Annotated in this window: 26 protein-coding genes; 15 read left to right on the top strand and 11 right to left on the bottom strand. The window is 70.0% G+C overall.

Annotated elements, in window-relative coordinates; genetic code table 11:
* Positions 1-88 precede the first annotated feature (88 nt).
* The 6 genes from ACQPYS_RS09020 (at position 89) to hisH (ending at position 6,497) form a co-directional block, all read left to right on the top strand.
* Positions 89-1,657: a serine/threonine-protein kinase gene (locus ACQPYS_RS09020; protein ID WP_433492285.1), complete on the top strand. Its 1,569-nt coding sequence runs from the start codon at positions 89-91 to the stop codon at positions 1,655-1,657.
* A 402-nt stretch (positions 1,658-2,059) separates the two neighbouring features.
* Positions 2,060-2,491, top strand: a complete 432-nt coding sequence (locus ACQPYS_RS09015; protein WP_431940911.1) for a hypothetical protein — start codon at positions 2,060-2,062, stop codon at positions 2,489-2,491.
* A gap of 164 nt (positions 2,492-2,655) precedes the next feature.
* A complete protein-coding gene (gene hisD, locus ACQPYS_RS09010) occupies positions 2,656-3,993 on the top strand; it encodes a histidinol dehydrogenase (RefSeq protein ID WP_433492284.1) in 1,338 nt (445 codons plus the stop codon).
* Positions 3,990-5,147 (top strand): histidinol-phosphate transaminase, encoded by a 1,158-nt coding sequence (locus ACQPYS_RS09005; protein ID WP_433492283.1) that lies wholly within the window; start codon positions 3,990-3,992, stop codon positions 5,145-5,147. Before hisD ends, ACQPYS_RS09005 begins: the two co-directional genes overlap by 4 nt.
* A gap of 20 nt (positions 5,148-5,167) precedes the next feature.
* Positions 5,168-5,800, top strand: a complete 633-nt coding sequence (gene hisB / locus ACQPYS_RS09000; RefSeq protein ID WP_063036429.1) for an imidazoleglycerol-phosphate dehydratase HisB — start codon at positions 5,168-5,170, stop codon at positions 5,798-5,800.
* Between the two features lie 64 nt (positions 5,801-5,864).
* A complete protein-coding gene (gene hisH, locus ACQPYS_RS08995) occupies positions 5,865-6,497 on the top strand; it encodes an imidazole glycerol phosphate synthase subunit HisH (RefSeq protein ID WP_063036430.1) in 633 nt (210 codons plus the stop codon).
* A 13-nt stretch (positions 6,498-6,510) separates the two neighbouring features.
* Here hisH and ACQPYS_RS08990 read toward each other — a convergent pair whose 3' ends face one another.
* Positions 6,511-7,485, bottom strand: a complete 975-nt coding sequence (locus tag ACQPYS_RS08990) for an alpha/beta hydrolase family protein (RefSeq protein WP_433492282.1) — start codon at positions 7,483-7,485, stop codon at positions 6,511-6,513.
* 89 nt (positions 7,486-7,574) lie between these two features.
* On the opposite strand from ACQPYS_RS08990, the gene ACQPYS_RS08985 reads away from it, so the two are divergent.
* Positions 7,575-8,753: a winged helix DNA-binding domain-containing protein gene (locus ACQPYS_RS08985; RefSeq protein ID WP_433492281.1), complete on the top strand. Its 1,179-nt coding sequence runs from the start codon at positions 7,575-7,577 to the stop codon at positions 8,751-8,753.
* Positions 8,754-9,035: 282 nt separating this feature from the next.
* Here ACQPYS_RS08985 and ACQPYS_RS08980 read toward each other — a convergent pair whose 3' ends face one another.
* The 6 genes from ACQPYS_RS08980 to nadA all read right to left on the bottom strand — a co-directional run bounded on the left by ACQPYS_RS08980 (position 9,036) and on the right by nadA (position 14,950).
* Positions 9,036-9,506 (bottom strand): MarR family winged helix-turn-helix transcriptional regulator, encoded by a 471-nt coding sequence (locus ACQPYS_RS08980; RefSeq protein ID WP_063036433.1) that lies wholly within the window; start codon positions 9,504-9,506, stop codon positions 9,036-9,038.
* Positions 9,507-9,559: 53 nt separating this feature from the next.
* Entirely contained in the window at positions 9,560-10,423 is an 864-nt protein-coding gene (locus ACQPYS_RS08975) for an arylamine N-acetyltransferase family protein (protein ID WP_433492280.1), read from the bottom strand.
* Positions 10,424-10,563: 140 nt separating this feature from the next.
* Positions 10,564-10,758 carry a hypothetical protein gene (locus ACQPYS_RS08970; protein WP_433492279.1) on the bottom strand — a complete coding sequence of 65 codons (195 nt, stop codon included), beginning with the start codon at positions 10,756-10,758 and terminating at the stop codon, positions 10,564-10,566.
* 489 nt (positions 10,759-11,247) lie between these two features.
* Positions 11,248-12,108, bottom strand: coding sequence for a carboxylating nicotinate-nucleotide diphosphorylase (gene nadC, locus ACQPYS_RS08965; protein WP_433492278.1), 861 nt, complete (start codon positions 12,106-12,108; stop codon positions 11,248-11,250).
* A 118-nt stretch (positions 12,109-12,226) separates the two neighbouring features.
* Positions 12,227-13,846 carry an L-aspartate oxidase gene (locus tag ACQPYS_RS08960; RefSeq protein ID WP_433492277.1) on the bottom strand — a complete coding sequence of 540 codons (1,620 nt, stop codon included), beginning with the start codon at positions 13,844-13,846 and terminating at the stop codon, positions 12,227-12,229.
* A gap of 48 nt (positions 13,847-13,894) precedes the next feature.
* On the bottom strand, positions 13,895-14,950 hold the full coding sequence (nadA, locus tag ACQPYS_RS08955; protein ID WP_431940923.1) for a quinolinate synthase NadA: 1,056 nt from the start codon (positions 14,948-14,950) through the stop codon (positions 13,895-13,897).
* Between the two features lie 60 nt (positions 14,951-15,010).
* On the opposite strand from nadA, the gene ACQPYS_RS08950 reads away from it, so the two are divergent.
* Positions 15,011-15,769, top strand: a complete 759-nt coding sequence (locus tag ACQPYS_RS08950) for an NUDIX hydrolase (protein ID WP_433492276.1) — start codon at positions 15,011-15,013, stop codon at positions 15,767-15,769.
* Positions 15,770-15,848: 79 nt separating this feature from the next.
* Here the strand turns inward: ACQPYS_RS08950 and ACQPYS_RS08945 are convergent, their stop codons facing one another.
* The 4 genes from ACQPYS_RS08945 to bioB form a co-directional block, all read right to left on the bottom strand.
* Positions 15,849-16,379, bottom strand: a complete 531-nt coding sequence (locus ACQPYS_RS08945) for a DUF1353 domain-containing protein (RefSeq protein WP_245664568.1) — start codon at positions 16,377-16,379, stop codon at positions 15,849-15,851.
* 271 nt (positions 16,380-16,650) lie between these two features.
* Positions 16,651-17,352, bottom strand: coding sequence for a DUF2567 domain-containing protein (locus ACQPYS_RS08940; RefSeq protein ID WP_433492275.1), 702 nt, complete (start codon positions 17,350-17,352; stop codon positions 16,651-16,653).
* 2 nt (positions 17,353-17,354) lie between these two features.
* A complete protein-coding gene (locus ACQPYS_RS08935) occupies positions 17,355-17,564 on the bottom strand; it encodes a hypothetical protein (RefSeq protein WP_431940965.1) in 210 nt (69 codons plus the stop codon).
* A gap of 50 nt (positions 17,565-17,614) precedes the next feature.
* Positions 17,615-18,640, bottom strand: coding sequence for a biotin synthase BioB (gene bioB, locus ACQPYS_RS08930; protein ID WP_433492274.1), 1,026 nt, complete (start codon positions 18,638-18,640; stop codon positions 17,615-17,617).
* A 153-nt stretch (positions 18,641-18,793) separates the two neighbouring features.
* Here bioB and ACQPYS_RS08925 point away from each other — a divergent pair, with 153 nt between their 5' ends.
* The 7 genes from ACQPYS_RS08925 to ACQPYS_RS08895 all read left to right on the top strand — a co-directional run bounded on the left by ACQPYS_RS08925 (position 18,794) and on the right by ACQPYS_RS08895 (position 25,501).
* The gene (locus ACQPYS_RS08925; protein WP_063036440.1) at positions 18,794-19,378 is read left to right on the top strand and encodes a TetR/AcrR family transcriptional regulator C-terminal domain-containing protein; all 585 of its coding nucleotides are present in this window, start codon (positions 18,794-18,796) and stop codon (positions 19,376-19,378) included.
* 74 nt (positions 19,379-19,452) lie between these two features.
* The gene (locus tag ACQPYS_RS08920; protein WP_433492273.1) at positions 19,453-20,607 is read left to right on the top strand and encodes an 8-amino-7-oxononanoate synthase; all 1,155 of its coding nucleotides are present in this window, start codon (positions 19,453-19,455) and stop codon (positions 20,605-20,607) included.
* A complete protein-coding gene (bioD, locus tag ACQPYS_RS08915; RefSeq protein WP_433492272.1) occupies positions 20,604-21,335 on the top strand; it encodes a dethiobiotin synthase in 732 nt (243 codons plus the stop codon). The genes ACQPYS_RS08920 and bioD overlap by 4 nt, the downstream gene beginning before the upstream one ends.
* A gap of 9 nt (positions 21,336-21,344) precedes the next feature.
* The gene (locus tag ACQPYS_RS08910) at positions 21,345-21,569 is read left to right on the top strand and encodes a hypothetical protein (RefSeq protein ID WP_063036443.1); all 225 of its coding nucleotides are present in this window, start codon (positions 21,345-21,347) and stop codon (positions 21,567-21,569) included.
* Between the two features lie 20 nt (positions 21,570-21,589).
* The gene (gene macS, locus ACQPYS_RS08905; protein WP_433492271.1) at positions 21,590-22,762 is read left to right on the top strand and encodes a MacS family sensor histidine kinase; all 1,173 of its coding nucleotides are present in this window, start codon (positions 21,590-21,592) and stop codon (positions 22,760-22,762) included.
* 117 nt (positions 22,763-22,879) lie between these two features.
* Positions 22,880-23,512 (top strand): response regulator, encoded by a 633-nt coding sequence (locus ACQPYS_RS08900; RefSeq protein ID WP_431940966.1) that lies wholly within the window; start codon positions 22,880-22,882, stop codon positions 23,510-23,512.
* Positions 23,513-23,773: 261 nt separating this feature from the next.
* Positions 23,774-25,501, top strand: coding sequence for an aminotransferase class I/II-fold pyridoxal phosphate-dependent enzyme (locus ACQPYS_RS08895; RefSeq protein ID WP_433492270.1), 1,728 nt, complete (start codon positions 23,774-23,776; stop codon positions 25,499-25,501).
* The last annotated feature ends 442 nt before the right edge of the window (positions 25,502-25,943 follow it).

Below are 25,943 nucleotides of genomic sequence, written 5' to 3'. Positions count from 1 at the left end.
ACACTCGTCCCGAACGCGTGAGTGGTCAAGGACGCGGCATGTCACGATTTCGAGAAGGTTCGGAGTAGGCGCCATCGATACCGGTCAGTTGATCGCGGATCACTACCGCCTGGTCGAGCAGATTGGTAGCGGCGGCACAGGCGTGGTCTGGCGTGCCGTCGACGAGCGTCTGCAACGGTCGGTGGCGATCAAGCAGATCCACATCAAACCCAGTCTGCCGCCCGCGGAGCGCGATGTGCTCCGGCAGCGAGCGACCCGGGAGGCCCGCAACGCGGCCCGGTTCCAGCATCCGAATGCCATCGTGGTCTTCGATATCACCGAGCACGGCGGCGATCCGTGCCTGGTGATGGAGTACATGCAATCCCGCAGTCTGGCGCAGGTGCTGTCGGCGCAGGGACCGCTTCCGCTACCGCAGGTCGCCCGGATCGGCGAACAGGTGGCCTCGGCGCTCATCGCGGCGCACCAGGCCGGCATCGTGCACCGCGATGTGAAACCGGGCAACGTACTGCTCGACGATCACGGCACCGTGAAGATCACCGACTTCGGTATCTCCCGGGCCACCGGCGATGTCACGCTCACCGAAACCGGCCTGATCTGCGGAACCGCCGCGTATCTCGCGCCGGAGGTGGCGCGCGGTGCCGATCCGACACCGGCCGCGGACGTGTTCGCCCTGGGCGCCACGCTTTTCCATGCGCTGGAAGGCGAGCCGCCGTTCGGGTCCGGCAACCCGCTCAAGGTGCTCTACGCGGCGGCCAACGGCCAGGTGAGCGAACCGCAGAACGCGGGCCCCGCCACCGATTTCGTGCTGGATCTGCTCAGCTCGGATCCGCGGGACCGGCCGACCATGCGCGAGGCCCGGGAAGCGCTGACCCGGTTCGCCGGGTTCGAGAACTCCGCGGCCGAGCACGGCGGTTTCGTACCGGCGCGCGAAGCCTTCGATCGCAATGGCGGCAACGGCCACGGCGGTGCCGCGGTCAGCACCATGGAATCGTCGGCTCCCGGCCGCTACGGCGGCCCGGCGGAGGAGGCCCCGCCGCGGCGCCGCCCGGAACCGCGGTCGGCCGGGCGCAACGCGCAGGAGTCGCGGCCGCCGCGCCGGCCGGCGAACCACCCGCCCACGAGCACCCAGCCGGTCGCGGGGAAATCGGGCGGTAACGGCGGAGTCAAACGCGCAGTGGTCATCGGCGGTATCGCCGGGGCCGCGGTCGTCGGCGGTGTGCTGTTCTTCAACTCCACCGATTCCGGTGACAACGGTTCGGCTCGGGCGGACACCACGACCAGCGCCACCGTCTCGAACTCGCCCGATACCCCGGCGGCCAGCGGTCCCACGGTGGGTGCCACGGCCAGCACCGGCTCGGTGGAATGGGTGCAGGCCGGACAGCTGATCGAGCAGTTCTATCTGGATCCCACCGGGTCCTGGTCGCTGCTGACCCCCGCCGCCCAGCAGGTGTACGGGAGCCAGCAGGACTTCCAGCAGTACTGGTCGACCCGCACGGTGCAGAACTTCAGCCGGATCGAGGCGTTCAAGGGCAACAACCCCGACGGTTCGGTGGATATGCGGGTGAACAACCTCAGTTACGGCGGCCAGACCCGTACCCCGACCCTGCGGATCATCAGCTCCGGCGGCAATCTGCTGATCGACAGCGATACCCGCTGACGGCCAGCCGGCTCCGGGACACCGGATCTGCTGGCGGAGTTCGCCGCGGCCCCGGCTCGGTATCGCGCCGGTGGCCCGCCTCGGTCTCGCCGATCTGCTCGTACACCAGCAGGACATCCGCCGCCCGCTCGGCCGACCCCGTGACATCCCCGCCGACTGGGTGCGCGCCGTGCTCGACCGGCCCGACCCGAGCGGTATACGAAGGGGTTACCGTTCGCCGCGACAGATTTCGACTGGGTCAAAGGGTCCGGTCCTGCGGTACGGAGCCGGGGCGAGGCGCTAGCGTTGGCGATGGTCGGCCGTCCGGTGGTCCTCGACGAACTCGAGGGCGAGGGGGTGGCGGAACTGCGTCGCCGCTGTAGCTGAACGTCAGGGTTCGCTCCACCGATGGGAGACGCGTAGATGACCGAGTCCGCGCTGTCCGCGATGGGCAGGATGGTCGGTGAATGGAACACGACCACCAGCCTGTACCCCGATGTCACCGGGCATACGGTGATCCAGTGGATGCCCGACGCACGGTTCCTGGTGGTCCGTTACACGGTCCCGGAGCCCGGGATCAGCCTGGTACAAGTCGTCGGGGCCGACGACTTGTACCAGGACCGTCTCGTGATCCTGCAGTACGACCAGACCGGCGAACACCGCATCTACCAGGGGTCGTTCGATGGACCGCTGTGGCGGGTGTGGCGTGACGCCCCCGGCGCATCCCAGCGGTTCACCGGAAACCTGGACGAGGCGGGCAACACAATGCGCGCCACCTGGGAGCGGTCGGACTCCGAACTCGATCCCCGCAGCTGGGATCACGATTTCGATATCGTCTTCACCCGTATCTGCTGATGTCACCGAGCGGATCTGCTCGGTGACCACGGTCCGACAGGTGTACGTGCGCCTTCCGTCCGTACGTGCGTGGACTGCGACCGGGCTTCGCGCGAGGGCACCCATTAGGCTGGGGCCGCACCCTGTGCTGATGTTCCAGGCCGAAGACGAGGACCGAAACCACCATGACATCCCGTATCGAGCTCGCCCGCGTGGATCTGCGCGGTCGCACTCCCACGACCGCGCAACTGCGCACCGCGCTGCCACGCGGTGGTGTCGATGTGGACTCGGTACTGCATCAGGTGCGGCCCGTGGTGGAGGCCGTCCGTGATCGCGGCGCGGCCGCGGCGCTGGAATTCGGCGCGAAGTTCGACGGGGTCACCCCGGACTCCGTGCGTGTCCCGGCGCAGCGGCTCGCCGCTGCCCTGGACGAGCTCGATCCGGCGGTACGCGCCGCGCTGGAGGTCGCGATCGACCGCACCCGCGCGGTGCACGCCGATCAGCGGCGCACCGACACCACCACCGAGGTGGTGCCGGGCGGGACCGTGACCGAGCGCTGGGTCCCGGTGGAGCGGGTCGGGCTGTACGTGCCCGGCGGTAACGCGGTCTACCCGTCCAGCGTCGTGATGAACGTGGTCCCGGCCCAGGCCGCCGGGGTGGAATCGCTGGTGGTGGCCTCGCCGCCGCAGCAGCAGTTCGGCGGGCTCCCGCACCCCACCATCCTGGCCGCCGCCCGGCTGCTGGGAGTCGACGAGGTGTGGGCGGTCGGCGGGGCGCAGGCGGTGGCGCTGCTGTCCTACGGCGGCACCGATACCGACGGCGCCGAGCTGCTGCCGGTCGATCTGATCACCGGTCCCGGCAATATCTACGTGACCGCCGCCAAACGGCTCTGCCGCGGCCTGGTCGGGATCGACGCCGAGGCCGGTCCCACCGAGATCGCCGTGCTGGCCGACGCCACCGCCGACCCGGTGCACGTGGCCGCCGACCTGATCAGCCAGGCCGAACACGATGTGCTCGCGGCCAGTGTGCTGGTCACCGACAGCCCCGAGCTGGCCGATGCGGTGGACACGGCGCTGACCGCGCAGCTGCCGGTGGTGAAACACGCCGATCGGGTCACCACGGCGCTCACCGGGACGCAATCGGGCACCGTGCTGGTCGACGATATCGAGCAGGGCCTGCGGGTGGTCAACGCCTATGCCGCCGAACACCTGGAGATCCAGACCGCAGATGCCGCGGCCGTGGCCGCCCGGGTACGCAGCGCGGGCGCGATCTTCGTCGGCCCCTACGCCCCGGTCAGTCTCGGCGACTACTGCGCCGGCTCCAATCACGTGCTGCCCACGGCCGGATGTGCCCGGCATTCGTCCGGGCTCAGCGTGCAGACTTTCCTGCGCGGAATCCACGTGGTGGAGTACAGTGAGACGGCCCTGAAAGATGTGGCCGGACATGTCGTCGCGCTGGCCGATGCCGAGGATCTGCCCGCCCACGGCCAGGCCGTCCGCGCGCGTTTCGAGGCGCTGTCGTGACCGCCCCCGACGCCGCGGCGACCCCCGCGACCACGATTCCCGGATCCGCCATCGGTCTCGACGCGCTCCCGCTGCGCGCGAACCTACGCGGTAAATCCCCGTACGGCGCACCGCAACTCAGTGTGCCGGTGCAACTCAACACCAACGAGAACCCGCATCCGCCGAGCCGCGCGCTGATCGACGATGTGGCCGAGGCGGTCCGGGCCGCGGCCGCCGATCTGCACCGCTATCCGGATCGCGACGCGGTAGCCCTGCGTGCCGATCTCGCCGCCTACCTCACCCGGCAGACCGGGGTCACGGTGGACACAGCCAATGTGTGGGCGGCCAACGGGTCCAACGAGATCCTGCAGCAGCTGCTCCAGGCGTTCGGCGGGCCTGGCCGGCGAGCACTGGGTTTCGTGCCCTCGTATTCGATGCATCCGATCATTTCCGAAGGCATCGATACCGAATGGGTCGAGGCGAAACGGGGCGCGGATTTCGCGATCGATATCGACGCCGCGCTCGCCGCCATCGCCGAACGGCGGCCCGACGTGGTCTTCGTGACCAGCCCGAACAACCCCACCGGGCACAGTATCGCGCCCACGAATCTGGCCCGGATCCTCGACGCCGCCCCCGGAATCGTGATCGTGGACGAGGCCTACGCGGAATTCTCCGCCGCGCCCAGCGCCGTCGGCCTGATCGACCGATACCCCGCCAAACTGGTGGTCAGCCGGACGATGAGCAAGGCTTTCGCGTTCGCCGGCGGTCGGCTCGGCTATCTCGTCGCCGCGCCGGCGGTCATCGACGCGCTGCTGCTGGTGCGGTTGCCCTATCACCTGTCGGTGGTGACCCAGGCCGCGGCGCGGGCCGCGCTGCGGCATGCCGACGAGACGCTGGCGAGCGTCGCCGAACTGGCCGCGCAACGCGACCGGGTCGTCCGGGCGCTGACCGAGCTGGGGTACGAGGTGGTCCCCAGTGACGCGAACTTCCTGCTGTTCGGGAAGTTCGAGGATGCCGCGCGCGCCTGGCAGCACTATCTGGACGAAGGTGTGCTCATCCGTGATGTAGGAATCGCCGGTTATCTGCGCGCCACCATCGGGCTGGCCGCCGAGAACGACGAATTCCTGCGGGTCAGCGCGAAACTGGCCGCCACCGAACCGATAGCGCACAGCTGAGCACCGAGACGGAAGTGAGTATGAACCGAACCGCGCGGGTGGAGCGCACCACCAAGGAATCCGGCATCGTGGTGGAACTGGACCTCGACGGCACCGGCAAGACCGATATCGCCACCGGTGTCCCGTTCTACGACCATATGCTCACCGCGCTCGGCGCCCACGCCAGTTTCGATCTGACCGTGCGCGCCGAGGGCGATATCGAGATCGAGGCGCATCACACCGTCGAGGACACCGCGATCGTCTTCGGGCAGGCGCTCGGGCAGGCGCTCGGCGACAAGAAGGGCATCCGCCGCTTCGGCGACGCCTATATCCCGATGGACGAGACCCTGGCGCATGCCGCGGTGGATGTCTCGGGCCGGCCCTACTGTGTGCACACCGGCGAACCGGATCACCTGCTGCACGCCGTCATCCCCGGCGCACCGGTCCGCGGCCGCAACGAGCCCGGGGCACCGTATTCGACGGTGCTCAACCGGCACGTCTTCGAATCTATCGCCCTCAATGCCCGGATCGCCTTGCATGTCCGGGTGCTCTACGGCCGTGACCAGCACCATGTGACCGAGGCCGAGTACAAGGCGGTGGCCCGCGCGCTGCGCGCCGCCGTGGAACCCGATCCCCGCGTCCAGGGTGTGCCCTCGACGAAGGGAGCGCTGTGATGCGGTCCCTTCGCCAACGCTGCGGGCTCCGCGGACCGCATGTACCGCCTGTGAAGGAAGTGTTATGACGTCGGTGGTTCTGCTGGATTACGGGTCCGGCAATCTGCATTCCGCCGAGCGGGCGCTGGTCCGGGCGGGCGCGCGGGTCGAGGTCACCGCCGACCCCACGGCCGCGCTCGCCGCCGACGGCCTGGTGGTCCCCGGTGTCGGCGCCTTCGCCGCCTGTATGGCCGGTCTGCGCGAAGTGCGCGGTGAACGGATCATCGGGCAGCGGCTGGCCGGTGGGCGGCCGGTACTGGGTATCTGCGTGGGGATGCAGATCCTGTTCGACCGCGGTGTCGAGTTCGGCGTGGAGACCGAGGGGTGCGGGGAATGGCCCGGCACCGTCGACAAACTGGACGCACCGGTGCTGCCGCATATGGGCTGGAACACCGTCACCGCACCCGCCGACAGCGTGCTCTTCGCGGGAATGGACCCCGCCACCCGCTTCTATTTCGTGCACACCTACGCGGCCCGCAACTGGGAGCTGCCCCCCAGCGATCACCTCGCCGCTCCCGGACTGACCTGGTGTGAGTACGGCAGCGGCCGGTTCTTGGCCGCGGTGGAGAACGGCGCGCTCTCGGCGACACAGTTCCATCCGGAGAAGTCGGGTGACGCCGGGGCGCAGCTCCTGTCCAACTGGGTGAAATCGCTCTGATCCGGGCCGATTGTCAGGCCGCGCATTTCGCGTTGGGCGGCGGCGGGGGCGCGGCCACCACACCGCGGGCGACATCGACCACATAGTCGCGGTTACCGTCGAGTGGTTCGGTCCCGAGTGCGAGCCGCTCCACCACACAACCGGCCTCGAACAGGGCCGGGCCGACATTATGGCGGCCCGGTTCGACCGTTCCGTGCAGAGTGCGACCGCTCACGATCGAGTACATGGTGCTGGGTTTCCCGGCGAGCATCAGCGCGGCCCGCATCTGGGTACTGGCCGCGAACGGCACCACCTCGTCGGCGGTTCCGTGGATGAGGAAAGCATGCCGGATACCCATCCGGCCGGCCTGGAGCGCCGGCGACCGTTCCGCATAGGCGAGCGGGCAGGTCACCGGGACACAGTTACCCGCGTCCCGCTGGATCTGCGCCTGCAGCGCGGGATAGTCCGACGCGGGCCCCGCCCAGTGCGTGGCCAGATCGGACGGGCCGAAGGTATCGACCCAGTAGTCGAACAATCCGGCCGGTCCGTAGGCGGCGGCCAGGCCGGAGGTCATCGCCCCCTGGCTCCAACCCCACAGGATGGTGCGCGCTACGCCGGGATGTGCGCCCTTGTACCACTGGGTCGCGGCGACCAGGTCCTGCCAGCCGGCCCACAAGTTCCACTCCCCCGTACGCCACTGCGCGCTGCCGCGCATATCCATGGACAGGACCGGGGTCCCGGTCCGCGCGGCGATGGCGGTGACGTACTCGGCGTACTGGGCCGACGACCCCTTGTGCCCGTGCGCCGCGACGATCAACGCGTTCCCGACCGCGCAGCCGTGCGGTTCGTAGACGAGGCCGGTGGCCTGCTCACCGTCGACCGGAATCGAGACCGGCCGGGGCTGGACCGAGCACGCCTGGGTCGCGCCGGCGGGCGCGGCGGCCGGCAGCGTCGCCGTCAACGCCGTCAACAGCACCCCGGTCAGGAAGCTCATCACGCGTCTGCTCATCCTTCGAATATTCCACGGCGCGGCAGACATTCGCCGCAACCGCGCCGCGACCGGCCGGGATGTCGGATTCTGCCGCTAGCATCCGGGCCATGTACTCGATCAGTACCGCGCAGCGCCGGGCCCGGATAGGCGTCCGGCACCGGCTCGCCCGCGGGCACCGCGGCACCGACCCGGCCGAGATCGTGCGGTCGCTGGTGGTGCTGCACGCCACCGACCCGGCCACCGTCCATCTGTCCGTGGCGGCACGCGGTCACCATCTCGGCCCCGCGCAGGTGGAGCGGGCCCTGTACGAGGACCGGTCGCTGGTGCGCATGCTGGCCATGCGGCGCACCATGTTCGTCGCACCGGTCGACCTGGTGCCCGTGCTGCATGCCTCCTGCGGCACCGATCTGGCGGTCAAACAGCTCCGCACCTACGCCCGGTACCTGGAACAGGCGGGTATCGGCGCGGGCGACCCGGCGGGCTGGCTCACCGAGATCGCCGATCGCACGCATCGGGCCCTGCTGGCCCGGGGCAGCGCGACCGGAGCCCAGCTGAGCAAGGACGTTCCCGAACTGCGTACGCAGATCAATACCGCGCCGGAGAAGTCGTATTCACGGCCGACGAGTATCACCAGCTGGGTGCTGGTCTTGCTCGGGACCGAGGGCCGGATCGTGCGGACCCGGCCGAACGGCACCTGGTCGAGCAGCCAGTACTCCTGGGCGCCGGTGGAATCCTGGCTGTCCGGACCACTTGCCGAACCCGGAATCGACGAGGCCCGTGTCGAATTGGTCCGGGCCTGGTTGCGCGCGTTCGGTCCGGCGCCGATCGGTGATATCAAGTGGTGGACCGGATGGACGCTCGGTCAAGTGCGCAAGGCGTTGGCCGGGGCGGATATCGTGGAGGTCGAGTTGGACGGCGGCCCCGGCGTGCTCCTGGCCGACGACCTGGAACCGGTGGACGATCCGGCGCCGTGGGCCGCGCTGCTGCCCGCGCTGGATGCCACTCCGATGGGTTGGCAGTCGCGCGCCTGGTATCTCGGTGAACATCAGCCGCGGCTCTTCGACCGCAACGGCAATATCGGGCCGAGCATCTGGTGCGACGGCCGGATCGTCGGTGGCTGGGCCCAGCGCAAGGACGGCGAGATCGTCACCCGGCTCCTGGAGGATATCGGCGCGGACGCGACCGCTCTGGTCGACGCGGAGGCCGAACGCGCCGCCGGCTGGTTCGGGGAGATACGCCCGATCCCGCGGTTCCGCACCCCGCTGGAACGAGAACTCACCGCATGAGACCGGGCATTCGGGCGAAGTAGATTGTCCGATATGCGAATGCAGCGTCGTCCGCTCGTGTTCTTCGCCCGCAGCGCGTTCGACGGCCCGGTCTGCGGTACCGGGGCGGGCGGGTCCATCGGCGCACCATGATCCGGGACTGCCGATTCCGCGGGACTCCAGCTGCCGGCGGGTGCGGCCGTACCGCGGTCGCCCGTGCGGCCGGACCCCTGCCCGCGGTGACCGGCGGATCACGATCCACGACTCCCGAACCGGGCGTGGACCGGCACCGTACCGCGACGGTCACGGCCGGCCACGGGCCGCGGACTCCGTATGCGCGTCGAGGATGCGGGTGAGCAGACCGACGAGCGTGCGCCGCTCGGCCGCGGAGAGGGCGGCGAGCAGTTCGTCCTGCGCCCGGTCCAGCCGGCGGTCCAGGTCGGCGAGGTGTGCGATGCCCGCTTCGGTGAGGGTGACGATATTGCGCCGGCGGTCCTCCGGATCGGCCTCCCGTGCCGCGAAACCGCGAGCGACCAGTTCGTTGAGGACCGCCACCATATCGCTGCGGTCGATACCGGTACGACGCCCGAGTTCGGCCTGGCTGGCGGCGCCGGCCTCGCGCAGTGTGGTGAGTACGGCGTAGTGGTATCGCCGCGATCCGGTATCGGCCAGCGCCTGTTCGGTGGCGCGGGCGGCGAGCAGCGCGGTCTGGTTGATCAGCCGGGTCGGCAGGGAACGCAACCTGCCGGGGACGTCCTCGTGCGCGATCTTCATAACCGGAATCTAGCAAGCGATTGTTGGCGACTCCCACAAACCGACCGGACCGGTCAGCGGGTCGCCCACGACGCGGTGATCAGCGCCTCGGCATCTTCGTCCGGGATATCGATATCGAAGACCTCGCCGAGCGCCTTCGCCAGCTCCGCGAGTTCGAGCTCCCGGCAATCACTCGTTCCGTCCGGATACTCCGTGGTCAGCGTGCTGCCGTCGAGCGTGTGATGGACGCCGGGAAGGAAACGCTGCACGAACGGCCGCTGGGTGAAGGGCGAGCGCGGCGACGTGGCCACGAAATGATTACCCACCTCGTAGTCGATCCGGTACTGCGGTTCCGGCGTGAACGTGTAGCGGTCCACCCAACCGGCCGACGCGAACTGGTGCAGCACCCATTCGTCGCCACCCAGCTCGCCCCGGGTGCGCTCGAGACGGAACCGCCAACCACCGAGCGTGAACTCGTCCGGGTGTTCGACCAGCGGATAAGGTTCGGACGGGCCGGCCCCGAACCCCACATCGGCCAGCCAGGCCCGGTCGTCATCGGAAACGGTGATCCGCAGCAGCGCGTGGGTGGCCGGGCGCAGCCCGCCCGACCCCATGGTGACACGACCGGACAGACCGGTGACACCGAACCCGAAACGCTCCAGCGCCGCCGCGAACACGATGACGTTCTCGTAGCAGTATCCGCCGCGCCGCCGCCGGACCAGTTTGTCTTGCAGGGTTTCCAGATCCAGCGGTACCGGCCGTCCCAGCACCGCCTCCAGGTTCTCGAACGGCACCGTGGTGGTATGCGCGGCCACCAGCTCCCGCAGCACGGCCAGCGTCGGGGTGCGCGGGCCGGTGTATCCGATCCGCGCCAGATACGCGTCCAGATCCAGTGCCGCACCGTTCCAGTGGTAGGCGGTATCGGCCGGTTTCGTCATGTCATCCCTTTCGCCGGGTACGGAACGAGCAACCGCGCGCACTCGCGGGATGTTCCGCAGCGCAGCGGGGGGCGGCCCGCCGGATTGCCTCGGCGGACGCGCTCGATGTCTCCGAGCTCACGCGGCGCCGGTCGCGGCGTTCATGGCGTCGTCGAGCTCTCGGCATTCCGCGCGTACACCTCATCGAAAAGCTCCCAGCCGTCCCGGTGAGCGACTGCGCGGGCGTCCGCCATCCAGCCGCGCCGCACGGCTCCGTCGACGAATGCCCGGACCACGCCGGGCTTGTTCAGATTCAATGACCGGTCACCGGTCCAGATGACACCCGATACGGACACGCCTCCGTCGGGCACATGGCGCTCACCGCCGGGGCGGAAGACCAGTGTTATGCCTGCCACCGACCCGCGCGGCCGGAGCCGCAGGATTTCCTCGCACCCGGGCACATGCCGGTGCGTGGTCCTCCAGAAATATTGCCGGCCTCCCACTGTGAGTACACGGTGCCGCCCGTTTTTCCTCATCGCGCGATGCTAGGCGCATGGCCCGCGTGCTGCCATCGGGATATCGACCGGGGCCGGACGGTTCGCGGGGCCTACCGCCACGACGCCGGTCCGCGCGGAGTCCGCGGCCATGTTCCGGGGTGAGCCCGTCGGGGCATCGCGGCGGGGTCTGCGCCGCGATGGTGTCGCGGCGCGGCCCGGGCCGAGAACGCAGAAGTCCGCGTAACCCACCGGTCCGGAGGCGGGATGCCGGCGCCGATCGCCTTCCGTTGCCCTGGTGGAGGCCGAAGCCCGGTGTGGGTGACCGCGAACCGGGCTGTATCGATATCGCTACATATCGAGGCCCAGGTCCAGCACCCGGACCGAATGGGTCAGTGCGCCCACCGCCAGGAAATCGACGCCGGTCCGCGCGTAGTCGGCGGCCATATCGAGGGTGAGGCCGCCGGAGGATTCCAGCTTCGTCTGCGGTGCGACGGCATTGCGGCGCTGGACCGCGGCCTGGGTCTGCCAGAGCGGGAAATTATCGAGCAGGACCAATTGCACCTGCTCGGCGAGTACGGCGTCGAGCTGGTCGAGATCGTCGACCTCGACCTCGCAGTCGATATCCGGCGCGGCGGCACGGACCGCCCGCAGTGCCTCGACGACCGAACCCGCGGCGACGACGTGATTGTCCTTGATCAGCGCGGCGTCACCCAGACCCATGCGATGGTTCACGCCGCCGCCGGCGCGCACCGCGTACTTCTGCAGGGCGCGCAGACCGGGCAAAGTCTTCCGGCTGTCCCGGATCCGGCAGCCGGTGCCCTCGACCGCGTCCACCCAGTCTGCGGTGGCGCTGGCGATTCCCGAGAGATGACACATCAGGTTGAGCATGGTGCGCTCGGCGGTGAGCAGGCCGCGGGTCGGCGCGACCAGCGCCAGCACCGTCTGCCCAGGCGCGATCCGGGTGCCGTCGGGCACCCGCTCGGTGACCTCGTAGCCGCCGACGCCGATCACTTCGTCGAGCACCAGCAGCCCGATATCGATTCCGGCGACGGTACCCGGCTGCCGGGCCACCACCGCGGCCTTCACCGCCGCGTCGGCGGGAACGGTGGCCGCGGTGGTGATATCGGGCCCGTAGCGCAGGTCCTCGTCCAGCGCGGTCCGGATCAGACCGCCGACTTCCTCGGGGTCCAGACCGTGATCCACTGTCATTGCCTTCTCCTCGTTCTCGATCCGGACGTCCGGGCGCGCGGGATCGTTTCGTCGGCGGGCACCGGCCCGGCCGCCTCCGGTAGCGGGCGGGTCGCGAACGCCGCGGCCGGTCGGCCGCTCACGACGGTGCCGCCAGTGGCGTCGGTTCGGTGACCACTCGCGGCGCCCCGCCCTCGTCGAGGCGCATCACGATCGGCTGGGCCGGCCCCGGTGCCGGCCGCGGCTGATCGGAGCGGGTGTGGCAGCCGCGGCTCTCGGCGCGCACTCGCGCCGCCAGCAACAGTGCCCGCGCGGTCACCGTGAGCGCGGCGTCCTCGACCCGGGCCACGATCTCCGCGGATGCGCCGGACCGGAGCACCGGTACGGCGGTCGTCGAGACCGCCGCCTCGGCGCCGCGCGCGGTGCCGAGGACCCGGGCCGCCCGGGTCAGCCCGGCGCCGTCACGGACCACCGAGGCGTGCTCGGTCATCGTCTGCTGGAGCTCCGGGCGCGGCAGCACCGGCCGGACCTCTCCGGACCCGCCCGGGACACCGGCCGGTTCACCCAGCCGCTCCAGCGCCGCGAGCCCGGCCCGCTCGCCCATCACCAGCCCCTCGAGCAGGCTGTTGGAGGCCAGCCGGTTGGCGCCGTGCAACCCGGTGCGCGCGACCTCTCCAGCCGCGTAGAGCCCGGGCACGCCGGTACGCCCGTGCAGATCGGTGACCACACCGCCGCACTGGTAGTGCGCGGCGGGCGCCACGGGGATCAGATCGCGGCGAGGGTCGATACCCGCGGCGCGGCAGGACATGGTGATGGTCGGAAAACGCCGGGTGAACTCGGGTATCTCCCGGGCGTCGAGGTACACGTGATCGGCGCCGAGCGACCGCATCCGCGCCGCGATGGCCCGGGACACCACGTCTCGGGGCGCCAGATCACCGCGCGGATGGACACCGGCGGTCACCGAATCGCCCCGCGCGTCCACCAGGCGCGCGCCCTCACCGCGCACCGCCTCGCTGATCAGCGGCTGCCGGCCGAAACCGTCGGGTGTGTACAGGACGGTGGGATGGAACTGCACGAATTCCAGATCCGCCACCGCCGCGCCCGCCCAGAGCGCCAGGGCCACACCGTCGGCCGTCGCGCCGGCCGGGTTGGTGCTCAACGCGTACAGCTGCCCGAGACCGCCGGTCGCAAGCAACACCGCCGGCGCGTGCACGCGACCGCGGCCGCGTTCGGAGACGGCGCGCACTCCTCGGACGCCGGACGCGCCGGTGACGACTTCGAGCACCGCCGTACCGAAGAGCACCGGTAAACCGGCCGCCGACAGCGCCCGCTGCACTTCCGCGCCGGTGGCGTCGCCGCCCGCGTGGATGATGCGGCGGGTGCTGTGCCCACCCTCCCGGGTCCGCGACACCTGCCCGTCCCGGCCGAGGTCGAAGACCGCACCCAGATCGGTCAGGGCCGCCACCGCGTCCGGGCCGCCGGCGACGATGGAACGCACCGCGTCGGGATCGCACAGCCCGCCGCCGGCCGCGAGGGTGTCGGTGACATGGGAGTCCACCGAATCCCCGTGCGGCGCGACGACGGCGATACCGCCCTGTGCGTACTGCGTGGCGGTATCGGCCGGGCCACCCTTGCTCAGGATCAGCACCCGCGCCCCGGCCCGCGCGGCCGCGCGGGCGGCGGTGAGCCCGGCCACCCCGCCGCCGATCACCACGAGGTCGGCGCGGGCCTCCCACTCGCGATCGAGTCGATGGGTCATCACGTACTCCACGTCCGTGGGGACGGCGGTGTCACGCCCGGGCCGGCGTCATTCCCCGCCGCCCGGGGTGCCGATCTCGATCATCCGCTGTACCGAATGCCGGGCCAGCGCCGCGGTCTCCGGATCGACGCGCACCTCGTCGCGGTTCTCTTCCAGGCAGCGCAGCAGCGCGGCCGGGGTGATCATCTTCATGTACTTGCAGGCGGCGCGGTCGTTCACGGCCCGGAAATCGATACCGGGGGCGGCCTTGCGCAACTGGTGCAGCATGCCCACCTCGGTCGCGACCAGCACCTGGTTCGATTTCGTGGCGCGGGCGGCGTCGATCATGCCGCCGGTCGACAGGATGTGCACCCGGTCGGCGGGGAATTCGCCTTCACCGGCCAGGTACAGCGCCGAGGTCGCGCAACCGCATTCGGGGTGCACGAAGAGTTCGGCGTCGGGGTGCGCGCGGGCCTGGTCGTTGAGTTCGTCGCCGTTGATGCCGGCGTGCACATGGCATTCGCCCATCCAGATGTGCATGTTCTCGCGACCGGTCTCGCGCTTCACATGCGCGCCCAGGAACTGGTCGGGCAGGAAGAGCACCTCGCGACCGGGATCGATCGAGGCGACCACGTCGACCGCGTTGGAGGAGGTACAGCAGATATCGGTGAGCCCCTTCACCGCCGCGGTGGTGTTCACATACGACACCACCACCGCGCCCGGGTGCTCGGCCTTCCAGTCGCGTAGTTCCTCGGCGGTGATCGAATCCGCGAGCGAGCACCCGGCACGCTCGTCGGGGATCAGCACGGTCTTCTCCGGGCTCAGGATCTTCGCGGTCTCGGCCATGAAGTGCACACCGCAGAAGACGATGGTCTCCTCGGGTGCCTCGGCCGCGATCCGGGACAGCGCCAGCGAGTCACCCACGTGGTCGGCCACATCCTGGATCTCGGGCAGCTGGTAGTTGTGCGCGAGAATGGTGGCATTGCGCTGCCGGGCCAGGCGTTTCACCTCGGCCGCCCATTCCGGTGTCGCCTCGACCCCCGTGTAGCCCGACGGCCCGTCGCTGATCCGCTCCCGCAGTGCGGTACCCGGCGCCGGGGCCAAATCTGCTCCCATCGTCGCCATGGTCGCTCCTTCCTCCGCGCGATCGGCCTGCCGATTCGCACTCAACCAGGTTTTCGACTTATGATCGAAAACGTGGACCAGTTTAGCACCATCCATGAATCACTCACCGCGGTGTTCCAGGTTCGCCACTTCCCTGCCGACAACGCCGCAGGTCACAGCGATACGAAGACCGGGGTCCGCCGTACGCCCCGCCGGCAGCGGGAACTCGCGGTCCTCCTGTGGCAGCGCGCGCTGGACCCGCAGCGCGGCACCTGGTCGCTCCCCGGCGGCCGGCTACGCAACGACGAGGACCTGGACACCTCGGCGCGCCGGCAGCTGGCCGAGAAGGTGGATGTGCGCGAGGTGGACCACCTCGAGCAGCTGTCGGTGTTCAGCGCCCCCGACCGGGTTCCCGGTCCGCGCCGGATCGCCTCGGCCTATCTGGGCCTGGTCCCCCTCACCGCCGACCCGCAGCTGCCGGAGGACACCTCCTGGCACCGGGTGGCCGCACTACCGGAGATGTCGTTCGATCACGGCACCGTAGTCGAACACGCCCGGGCACGACTGGCCGCGAAACTCTCCTACACCAATATTTCCTTCGCCTTGGCGCCGGATCGGTTCACCATGTCCACCCTGCGGGAAATCTATTGCGCCGCATTGGGTTACGACGTCGATACGACGAACCTGCAGCGGGTCCTTACCCGGCGCAAGGTGATCACCCCCACCGGGGACACCGCCGCCCCGGGACGGGCCGGGGGGCGCCCCGCCTCGGTCTACCGATTCAGCGATTCCGGTCTGCGCGTCACCGACGAATTCGCCGCGCTCCGCCCGCGCAACTGACGCCGTGGCGACCGCGGGCTCGACCGAGCAGGCAGGCGAGGGCCACGCGGACCGGGGTGCGCATGCGGCCGCGGCGGAATCAGGTCCGCAGCTCCGGCCGCGGTACCGGCTGTTTCTCCGGACGCCGGGCCCCGCGGTCCAGCGGCCAGACGATCACCTCGACGGCCCAGAACAGCAGCAGGAACAGCGTCACCACCAGGGTGGGGACGAACAGGAACAGGATCGACAGCACCGCGATCACGGTGAACGCCGCCACAGCCGCCGGGGAGGCGCCGCGCAATCGGCTGCCGAACCGCACCGCCGCCCACATCATCCAGCGCCGCGGCAGCGATACCGCGCATTCGCGCAGCGCCCGCCGGAACAGCCCGTCGGCGTCGACCTTGCTCACCAACTCCGAGCGGAGCAGATAGTCGTGCAGGATGGCCGCCCGCGTGTACACGCCGTAGCGGGGTATCAGCCACACCACCGGCCGCGGCACCGAGGCGAAATCGGTCCGGAACCCGACGGGTACTTCGAAATGTTCATTCGCGCCCGCGTAACCGAGCGGTTCCCGGACCTTCCAGAACGTCCCATCGATCTCCTCGACCACGAGCGCACTGGTGAAGCCCACGAAGCAATCTCCCTGTCGTCGTGCCGAATTCGTTCAGCCTACGACCATGGGCGACGACCCCGGTAGCCGGCCGCACGGCCGCCCACCGGGATACCTCGTACCGACCGGCCGCCGTCGCTACGCCGCGATCGGGACCGCAACGCGCATCCGTCGTATGCCAGCGCCGGCGAGCGTATTCCGCCCGTCCACCGCGACCGGACGGGTGCACACCGCCGGTACCAAGTGCAGCCGCCCGTCGTGGTTTCGTGGCTTCGACGCCGCGCCCGGCAGTTCAGCGCTGCGGGCGCGGCGGGGCGGCGGGCGCATCGCCCCCGGCCCCTCCGCCGGGACCGGCCGGCGCCCCGGCTCGGGCCGGATCGCCGGTCGGCACGGCGCCCGGTGGGACCGGGCGATACGCGACGTCTTCGGGCTCCGGATCGGCATAGGGCTGAGGCCGGGAGTCACCGAAGGCACTGACGAAACCGGTCCCGAGATCCTCGGTCGGGCTCAACCCGGCCAGCAGCAGGATCACCAGGCCGGCCAGCAGCGGCTGCACCACCAGCGCGAGCTGAGTGCCCAATTCCACGGGCAATGCCACGATCTGACCGACCGGTGGATCCTCGAGCCGCGGATTGTCCCAGGTGACAACCATGTCCCCGGCCCACGCCATGATCCAGGCGCCGGCCACAGAGCCGAGCAGCAACCCGGCGCACTGGAGCGGACCACGCATCCGGCGCCACCGCCATGCCGCCACCGCCGACAGGAACCCGGTGACCGCTCCGGCACCGGCGAACAACGCCGTCGCGTCGAACCGGTGCAGGCTCTCCCCGACCAGCGCGGCACCGCGGCCCGGCTCCACCACCAGCACCCGCTCGGTCGGCGCCAGCAGACCCCACAGGGCTCCCACGAGCACGCTCACCAGTACCACCACGAGCAGCAGCACGAGGGCGGCGCGCATTTCCCGACGCGTCCCGGCCTGGTTGCGCCCGGACACCGCTACCGCCTTTCCAGGCGGGCGGAATCGATCCGGCCGTGTCGGGAGCAGGACGCCCACCAGCCGTCGGGATCGATCTGCACCACCATCCGGCGGCCGCAGTGCTCGCAGAACCGCGGCGGTTCCAGGCCCAGTGCCACCGCCCGGGCGATCGGTTCGTCGAGCCCGGGCACGATCGGCCGGCCCGTGAACGGGTTGTAGCGCGCGTCCATATCGCCGACAGTACTCACGACCTCGCTCCTTCCCCGGCCGACATCGCCGATCAGAACGTTTCGTTGAGCGCTTTGATCGGCATCTCGAGTTCACCGAGCAGGTCCAGGTCCTGTTCGGCGGGACGGCCGAGGGTGGTGAGGTAGTTGCCGACGATCACCGCGTTGATACCGCCGAGAATGCCCTGGCGGGCGCCGAGATCGCCGAGGGTGATCTCCCGGCCCCCGGCGAACCGCAGCAGTGTGCGGGGCAGGGCGAGCCGGAACGCCGCGACGGCACGCAACGCATCGGCGGCCGGGAGGACCTCCAGGTCGCCGAAAGGGGTGCCCGGCCGGGGGTTGAGAAAGTTGAGTGGGACCTCGTCGGGTTCGAGCGCGGCCAGGTCGGCGGCGAATTCGGCACGCTGTTCCAGGGTTTCACCCATACCGAGGATGCCGCCGCAGCAGACCTCCATTCCGGCCGCACGCACCATCCGCAGGGTGTTCCACCGTTCTTCCCACTTGTGTGTGGTGACCACGTTCGGGAAGTAGGAGCGCGCGGTCTCCAGGTTGTGGTTGTAGCGGTGCACACCCATCGCGGCCAGCCGGTCGACCTGGTCCTGGGTGAGCATGCCGAGCGAACAGGCGACCTGGATGTCGACCTCGTTGCGGATGGCCTCGACTCCGGCGGCCACCTGGGCCATCAACCGTTCGTCGGGTCCGCGTACCGCGGCGACGATGCAGAATTCGGTGGCGCCGGTCTTGGCGGTCTGTTTGGCCGCCTCCACCAGGCTCGGGATATCCAGCCAGGCCGCGCGTACGGGGGATTGGAACAGGCCCGACTGGGAGCAGAAATGGCAGTCCTCCGGGCAGCCGCCGGTCTTGAGGCTGATGATGCCCTCGACCTCCACCTCGGGACCGCACCACTTCATCCGTACCTCGTGGGCGAGTTCGAGCAGGGGTTCGAGTCGGTCGTCGCCGAGGCGCAGGACGTCGAGGGTCTGCTCGCGGGTGAGTCCGATTCCGCGCTCCAGGACCTGGTCGCGCGCCAGGGCCAGCACGTCCGCGGTCTTCGCGGTGGTATCGGATGCCTGTGTCACGGGCGGATCCCTTCGTCCGAGAGTTTTTCCTGGTTCCAGTCCGTGCGGGACCAGAACTTGAACGGTGTTCAGTGCAGGGTAGCGCCAAAGCTTGAACGGTGTTCAGGCTGGGGTAGCGTCAGGAGGAATCAGCGATATCGGGAGGTCCGCACCGTGCAGTTACACCGGGACGACGTCGTGGACGGCGCCCTCGCCATCCTCGACCAGTACGGCCTGGCCGACCTCACCATGCGTCGACTCGCGGGCGCGTTGCGGGTCCAGCCCGGCGCGCTGTACTGGCATTTCCCAAACAAACAGGCACTGCTCGGCGCCGTGGCCGACCGCATCCTCGCCCCGATGGAGCACCCGGCGCGCGCCGGCGACTGGTCGGGAGCACTCGCCGAACTGGCCCACCGGCTGCGCGATTGCCTGCTCACCTACCGGGACGGCGCGGAGCTGGTCTCGGCGACCTACGCCTCCCGCCTGACCACCAGCAAGGGCCGGGAACGACTCGCCGCCGCGGTCATTCGCGCCGGAATACCGCGCGCGGAGGCCGAACTCGCGGCGTACACGCTGCTGTACTACGTGCTCGGGCACACCGTCGACGAACAGTCCCGGATGCAGATGGATTCCGCCGGCGCCCTCGCCGCCGACGCCGGCACGCTCGCCGCATCGGAGGATCCGACGGCCCGCTTCGATTTCGGCCTGCAACTGTTCACCGCCGGTATCCGGCACCGCCTCGGCGCCGAGATCCGCTGACCGGAGCGGGTGCGCGGCCCTCGACCGAGGGACACTCGACACAACCTTGAACACCGTTCAAGTATGGTGCCCCCGTGACCTCCGATCCACTGGCCTGGCTCGACGACCGCGCCGCCGCGCGCACGACCGCCGGACTGCGCCGACACCTACGACCGCGCCCGGTCGGCGCGACCGGCCTGGATCTGGCGTCCAACGACTACCTCGGGCTCGCCCGGCACCCCGAGGTGATCACGGGCGCCGTCGAGGCCGTGCACCGGTGGGGCGCGGGGTCCACCGGTTCCCGGCTGGTCACCGGTACCACCACCGAACACGAACTACTCGAAACCGAGCTGGCGGAGTTCACCGGCTTCGCGGCCGGGCTGGTGTTCGCCTCCGGCTACGCCGCCAACCTGGGTGCCGTCACCGCACTGGCCGGCCGGGGTTCGCTGATCGTCTCCGATGCCGGCTGTCACGCCTCCCTCGTGGACGCCTGCCGCCTGTCCCGCGCCCGGGTCGAGATAGCCCCCCATCGCGATATCGGCGCGGTGCGCCGGCTGCTGGCCACGCGCAGCGAGGAACGTGCGCTGGTGCTCACCGATTCGGTGTTCAGCGCCGACGGCGACCTCGCACCACTGACCGAACTCCACCGGGTGACCCACGCACACGGCGCGGTGCTGCTCGTCGACGAGGCGCACGGGCTGGGTGTGCGCGGCGCCGGCGGACGCGGTCTCGTTTACGAGACCGGACTCGCCGGCGCACCCGACGTGGTGGTGACCGCGACCCTGTCCAAAGCCCTCGCCGCCCAGGGCGGCGTGGTCCTCGGCGCCGGGCGGGTACGGGCGCACCTGATCGATACGGCCCGCACCATGATCTTCGACACCGGTCTGGCGCCGGCGGCCGTGGGCGCCGCCCGCGCCGCGCTGCGGATCCTGCGCCGGGACCCCGGACTGCCCCGGCGCGTAGTGGACCGGGCGGCCGAGATAGCCCGGATCGCCGGTGTACCCACTCCGGATTCGGCGGTCGTCCCGGTGGTGCTGGGCGATCCCCGGATCGCCTACGAGGCGGCGCTGGCCTGCCGCGAACAGGGCCTGGAGGTCGGCTGTTTCCGGCCGCCGTCGGTTCCGGAGGGCACATCCCGGCTGCGGATCACCGCCCGCGCCGATCTGTCGGCCGCCGACCTCGCCACCATCGCCGCCGTACTGACCCCGGTTCTCGCCCGGGCCCGCGGCGCCGGGACGGTGGCGAGATGACCCTGCTCTTCGTCACCGGCACCTCGACCGAGGTCGGCAAAACCGTCACCACTGCCGCGCTGGCCGCGGTCGCCCGCGGGGCCGGTCACGAGGTCGCCGTCTGCAAACCCGCCCAGACCGGTATCGCCCCCGGCGAACCAGGCGACCTCGCTGTCGTCACCGCGCTCGCCGGGGTGACCCGGACCGTCGAGCCGGCTCGCTACCCCGAACCGCTGGCCCCCGCCACGGCCGCCCGCCGGTGCGGCGCCCCGCTGCTCACCCTGGCCGAAACCGCCACCGCCATAGCCGATCTCGGGTCCGCCGATCTGGTGCTGGTGGAGGGCGCGGGCGGACTGCTGGTCCGGCTCGGTGAATTCACCCTGCTCGATCTCGCCCGCGAACTGGCGGCCCCGGTGCTGGTGGTCGCCGCTCCCGGTCTCGGCACCCTCAATCACAGTGAACTCACCATCTGGGCGCTGCGGCAGGCCGGGGTGGAATGCGCCGGACTGGTGGTGGGTTCGTGGCCCGCACGACCCGACCTCGCGACCCGGACCAACCGCGCGGACCTGCCGCGGGTCACCGGCGTCGAACTCGTCGGTACCGTACCGGCGGGGGCGGGGTCGTGGAGTCCGGCGCGCTTCCGGGCGGCGGCCCCGGGCTGGTTCGACCGGTCCTGGACCGCGCGGTATCTCGGACCGGTCGGAACCGTACCGGACATTCGCCCGCCGATCGCCGCCACAGCTCCCTAGAGTTCGGATATGGCCACCACGCGCACCCACCGGGAGACCACCGTGCCTCGCACCGCCTACTCGGCCCCGACCGACGGCGAAGCGATACACACCCGGATCGTGCCGAAGGGATTGCCCGCGGGAGTGGCGGCGAACGACGAACTCGGCCGCGGTGTTCGACCGGGCGAATGCCGCGCGCTCGCGGCGAACCGGGACCGGGCGTACCCCGCCGGGTCGCCGCTCCCCTGCCGGTAGTCGGACGAGGAAGGCACCGTATGCCCCCTCATCGGATCGGCGAACCCGATCCCGCCGATGCCGCCACCGCCCCGCTGTGGCGGGCGGTGCAGGCCTTCCGGCTGGTCACCCTGCTGTACGCGGTGGGCCAGCAGATCGCCTCCGTGCGGTACTACGAGAACCCGCGGTTGAGCTGGGCTTTCATCACGCTCATGGTGCTGTGGTCGGGGATTTCGGCACTGTTGCTCGCGCAATGGCACACCCCCCGGACCGCGCGCATCCGCACACTCGTGGTCGCCGGTGACCATCTCGTGGTCCTCGGCCTGATCGCGGCGACACCGCTGGTCGCCGACTACGACTGGTACCACGGACATCAGCCGCTGCCCACCACCATGTGGTCGGCGAACGCGGTGATCTCGGCCGCCATTCTGCGCGGCCCCATCGCGGGAGTCGTCTCGGGCCTGGTGGTCGCGGCCACCATCATCACCATGCGGCAGCAATGGGGCCAGGACGTCTGGGCCGATGCCACCGCTCCGGTACTGGTCTCGGTGGGCCTGGCGCTGGGTCTGGCCGCGAACACGGCGCGGCGCGCCCAGGAACAACTCCAGCGGGCGGTACGGCTCACCGCGGCCGCCGCGGAGCGGGAACGGCTGACGCGCCAGGTACACGACGGCGTCCTGCAGATCCTCTCCTACATCACCCGGCGCGGCACCGAGATCGGCGGCCCGGCCATCGAACTGGCCGAGCGCGCCGAGGAGCAGGAGATCGCGCTGCGGCGGCTCCTCTCCGAACAGGGCGCCGCGACCGGCGGCGACGTGACGACCGTCGACCTGCGTCCCTTGCTCACCGCCTACGCCGCGCCGGATGTGGTGGTCTCGACTCCCGGCGATCCGGTGCGGCTCGGCCGCTGGACCGCCGAGGAGATCGCCGCCGCCGTCGCGGCCGCCCTCACCAATGTGGAGTTGCACGCGGGTCCCGCGGCCCGGGCGTTCGTCCTACTGGAGGACACCGGCGCGGAACTGATTGTGAGTGTGCGCGACGACGGGGCCGGGATCGCGCCCGGCCGGCTCACCGAGGCCGAGAACGAGGGCCGGATGGGAGTGTCGCGATCGATCACCGGCCGCATCACGGCGCTGGGCGGCACCGCCGAACTACTCACCACGGCCACCACCGGCGAAGGCACGGAATGGGAGTTCCGCATCCCCCGCGGCTGACCCGGTCCCCGCGTGTTCGGCACGCCGGCGGGCACCGTGGCTCTGGCAGGATGAGGACGACGCGAACGCGGAAGGAGCGACGGCGTGAGCGAATCGGCGGCGGAGACGATTTCGGTGATGGTGGTCGACGACCACCCGATCTGGCGCGAAGGGGTGTCCCGCGATCTCACCGAGGCCGGTTTCCGGGTGGCGGCCACCGCCGAGGACGCCGCGGCCGCCACCCGCCGGGCCGCCGCCACCCGGCCCCGGGTGGTGCTGATGGATATGCAACTTCCCGACGGCAACGGGGCACTGGCCACCGCCGAGGTGTTACGGGTGTCCCCGGAGAGCCGGGTCCTGGTGCTTTCGGCGTCGGGCGAACGCGACGATGTGCTGGACGCGGTGAAGGCCGGGGCCTCCGGCTATCTGGTGAAGAGCGCGTCGGCCGCCGAACTGGTCGCCGCGGTCCACGCGACGGCCGCCGGACAGGCGGTCTTCACTCCCGGACTGGCCGGCCTGGTCCTGGGCGAGTACCGCCGGATGGCCACCGCCCCGGCCGATCCCGGCGCACCGCACCGGCCCGCGCTGACCGACCGGGAGACCGAAGTGCTGCGGCTGGTCGCCAAAGGCCTGTCCGCCAGGCAGATCGCGACCCGGTTGGACCTGAGCCATCGCACAGTCGAGAACCACGTGCAGGCCACCCTGCGCAAACTACAGCTCGCCAACCGGGTCGAATTGACCCGCTATGTCATCGAGCAAGGCCTCGACTGAGCCGCCGCGCACCTGCCGGTGCAGAGGAAGACATGGCCGGCGGCAGCCTGCCTGCATTCGGCGTCCTCGACACCGCTATCGCCAGCAGCGGGAGGTGCCGCGAGGGCGGAGTAGGCCGAGCCAGTGTTAGCTGAGCAGCGAATCTGGTTGGGCGTAGCGACGGATAGTCGCGCCGCCCGAATCGTGGACTAGGCGGTAGACGTGATCCTTTCGACGGCAGGCCGACACTCGATCGATCACAGTCCCCGCCCAGCACAGGAGTTGCTGGCGCATCTCGACGAGTACATCTCCGGTATGCGCCGCGAGGAGCCCTACGTACTGGGCTTTCCCGGCAATCTCGATTTCGGGTTCGGGCGGCTGTCCGGTCTGCTCGACATATTCGCCAACAATGTCGGGGATCCGGACAGTGCGGATAAGTCGGATGTCGGCGCCAAGATGATGGAACGCGCGGTCATCGACTTCATGGCCGGACTGGCCAATGCGAAACCTGAGCAGATCTATGGCTATGTGGCGGCCGGTGGGAGTGAGGCCAATCAGTTCGGTTTGGATCGTGGTTGCACGAGGTTGCCCGAGGCCAAGATCTTCTGCAGTCGGGACGCGCATTACTCGATTCGTAAGAACGCGCGGCTCATGCGCAAAGAACTCGTGGTCGTCGACTGCGACAGCACCGGTCGGATGGATGCCGAGGCGCTCGCCGCAGCCTGCCGAGGCGAGGCAGGACGCGGTGCGGTGGTCGTGGCGACCATCGGTACGACCATGGCCGGCGCAATCGACGATATCGACGCGATCATTCGGGCCGCGGCCCCGGCCGGTCAGGTCTACGTCCATCTCGATGCTGCTCTCGGTGGGCTACTGGCGCCCTTCACCGAGCATCGGCGAGCATGGGGATTCCTCCGGGACGAGGTCGGCAGTCTCTCGGTGAGCATGCACAAAATGCTGGGGATGCCTGTGCCGTGTGCAGTGGCCATGTGCCGGTCCGGCCTGGTCGATTCCCGTGTGGAAGGCGAGTACGTCGGCGCCACCGATGCCACACTCGGCTGTTCTCGCAGCGGACTGGCCAGCGCGCTGCTGTGGTACTCCCTGGCGTCCAAAGGGGTGGCCGGGCTCGAGCACAATGCGCGTACCGCGCTGGAGACCGCGTCCTACACCGCAACCAAACTCGAGGACGCCGGACAACACCCGGTCCTGCACCCGGAATCGATCATCGTGGTGTTCGACCGTCCGGTCGACTGGATCTGCCGGAAGTACCATCTGGCCACAGAAGGCGACCGCGCCCATATCGTCACCGTGCCCCATGTGCGCAAGGCGGTCGTCGACGAACTGGTTCGCGATATCGTCGATTCGCGGAACGCGAGCCGTGCTGTGGCCGGACTCGACGCGACAGTTGCGGATCAACTGTCGCAGTGGCTCACCGACTACATCGGACGCCCGCACGACGACTTGGGCCGTCCGGGTGCAATCTGCCCATTCGTCGAGCCGGCGTTGCGCGCGGGAGGCGTTGTCGTCCGCGCCGCGGCCTGGGAACCGGCTTTCGGGGCAGACGAGCTGGCCCGTATTATCGAGGATGCCGTCGCCACCTTCGAATCGACCGAGTGGGTGGTCTCCGAACCCAATCGGCAGGCGGTCGTCGTCGCGCTACCGACCATGCCCGAACACCAATGGCCGCTGGTCGACGAGATACACCGGCGGGTCAAACGGCAGATCGTGGAAGCCGGCCTGATGCTCGGTCAGTTTCATCCGGAATGCTGCGCGCCCGCGGTCCGAAACAAAACCTTCCCGGTCGATCGCGCACCTGTGCCGGTATTCGTCGTACGGCGAATGGCGGTACACGACATCCTGTTCCTGGCCGACGACCCGCACTGGTTCCGATCCTATCGTGCCCGATTCGGCGACCTGTACGACAGCGGACGGGTGCGCGATTCCAAGTTGCTCGCCGACTACGCGCGGGCTCGAATCCTCCACCGGAACGAATCACCGGAACTCGAGTAGCCGACAGCATCGATCCGAGTAGTCCTACTCATCCACCCGACTCGTCCACGCCCCACCATCGAATCATGACGACTTCGATGGATCCGGCATTCATCTCTCGCCTGTCCGGCGAGTTCATCGCGACCGCCAAAAATTTCAGCGCGCTCGGCGATCGGCTGAGCTCCCTCGGCCGTGATCTGGAGGTGTTGCACCAGCATGTCCGGGCAGCGACCCGGGCACAATCGGATGTGGCAGCCACCACCGATGTGGTGTCCCGGCCCGCCGGGCCCGTCCCCGGGACCGCGACTCCAGCAGCCCCGAGGACGGAAAACCCCGGATACCCGACAGCACCGGCCGTGGCCACGGACCGACCGGGAAACCGGGCGCAGGGGAGCCCCGACCACCTCTGGGGCGCCCCGGCGCACGCCGCCCGCCGGCAGCCTCGGCCGGCCGCGCCACTGCA

It is taken from the genome of Nocardia grenadensis (assembly GCF_050942415.1).
Taxonomy (GTDB): Bacteria; Actinomycetota; Actinomycetes; order Mycobacteriales; family Mycobacteriaceae; genus Nocardia; species Nocardia grenadensis.
Note: the sequence above shows the minus strand (reverse complement) of the source record. Positions and strands in the feature narration are given on the sequence as shown.

What these genes read in the sequence shown, in the direction of transcription:
- nadA (WP_431940923.1), bottom strand. Translation starts at nt 14,950, where the DNA reads ATGGCGACGATGGGAGCAGATTTGGCCCCGGCGCCGGGTACCGCACTG.
- hisB (WP_063036429.1), top strand. Translation starts at nt 5,168, where the DNA reads ATGAACCGAACCGCGCGGGTGGAGCGCACCACCAAGGAATCCGGCATC.
- ACQPYS_RS08985 (WP_433492281.1), top strand. Translation starts at nt 7,575, where the DNA reads ATGTACTCGATCAGTACCGCGCAGCGCCGGGCCCGGATAGGCGTCCGG.
- ACQPYS_RS08950 (WP_433492276.1), top strand. Translation starts at nt 15,011, where the DNA reads ATGATCGAAAACGTGGACCAGTTTAGCACCATCCATGAATCACTCACC.
- hisD (WP_433492284.1), top strand. Translation starts at nt 2,656, where the DNA reads ATGACATCCCGTATCGAGCTCGCCCGCGTGGATCTGCGCGGTCGCACT.
- ACQPYS_RS08910 (WP_063036443.1), top strand. Translation starts at nt 21,345, where the DNA reads ATGGCCACCACGCGCACCCACCGGGAGACCACCGTGCCTCGCACCGCC.
- nadC (WP_433492278.1), bottom strand. Translation starts at nt 12,108, where the DNA reads ATGACAGTGGATCACGGTCTGGACCCCGAGGAAGTCGGCGGTCTGATC.
- bioD (WP_433492272.1), top strand. Translation starts at nt 20,604, where the DNA reads ATGACCCTGCTCTTCGTCACCGGCACCTCGACCGAGGTCGGCAAAACC.
- hisH (WP_063036430.1), top strand. Translation starts at nt 5,865, where the DNA reads ATGACGTCGGTGGTTCTGCTGGATTACGGGTCCGGCAATCTGCATTCC.
- ACQPYS_RS08990 (WP_433492282.1), bottom strand. Translation starts at nt 7,485, where the DNA reads ATGAGCAGACGCGTGATGAGCTTCCTGACCGGGGTGCTGTTGACGGCG.
- ACQPYS_RS08935 (WP_431940965.1), bottom strand. Translation starts at nt 17,564, where the DNA reads ATGGACGCGCGCTACAACCCGTTCACGGGCCGGCCGATCGTGCCCGGG.
- macS (WP_433492271.1), top strand. Translation starts at nt 21,590, where the DNA reads ATGCCCCCTCATCGGATCGGCGAACCCGATCCCGCCGATGCCGCCACC.
- ACQPYS_RS08975 (WP_433492280.1), bottom strand. Translation starts at nt 10,423, where the DNA reads ATGACGAAACCGGCCGATACCGCCTACCACTGGAACGGTGCGGCACTG.
- ACQPYS_RS08900 (WP_431940966.1), top strand. Translation starts at nt 22,880, where the DNA reads ATGGTGGTCGACGACCACCCGATCTGGCGCGAAGGGGTGTCCCGCGAT.
- ACQPYS_RS08960 (WP_433492277.1), bottom strand. Translation starts at nt 13,846, where the DNA reads ATGACCCATCGACTCGATCGCGAGTGGGAGGCCCGCGCCGACCTCGTG.
- ACQPYS_RS09015 (WP_431940911.1), top strand. Translation starts at nt 2,060, where the DNA reads ATGACCGAGTCCGCGCTGTCCGCGATGGGCAGGATGGTCGGTGAATGG.
- ACQPYS_RS08980 (WP_063036433.1), bottom strand. Translation starts at nt 9,506, where the DNA reads ATGAAGATCGCGCACGAGGACGTCCCCGGCAGGTTGCGTTCCCTGCCG.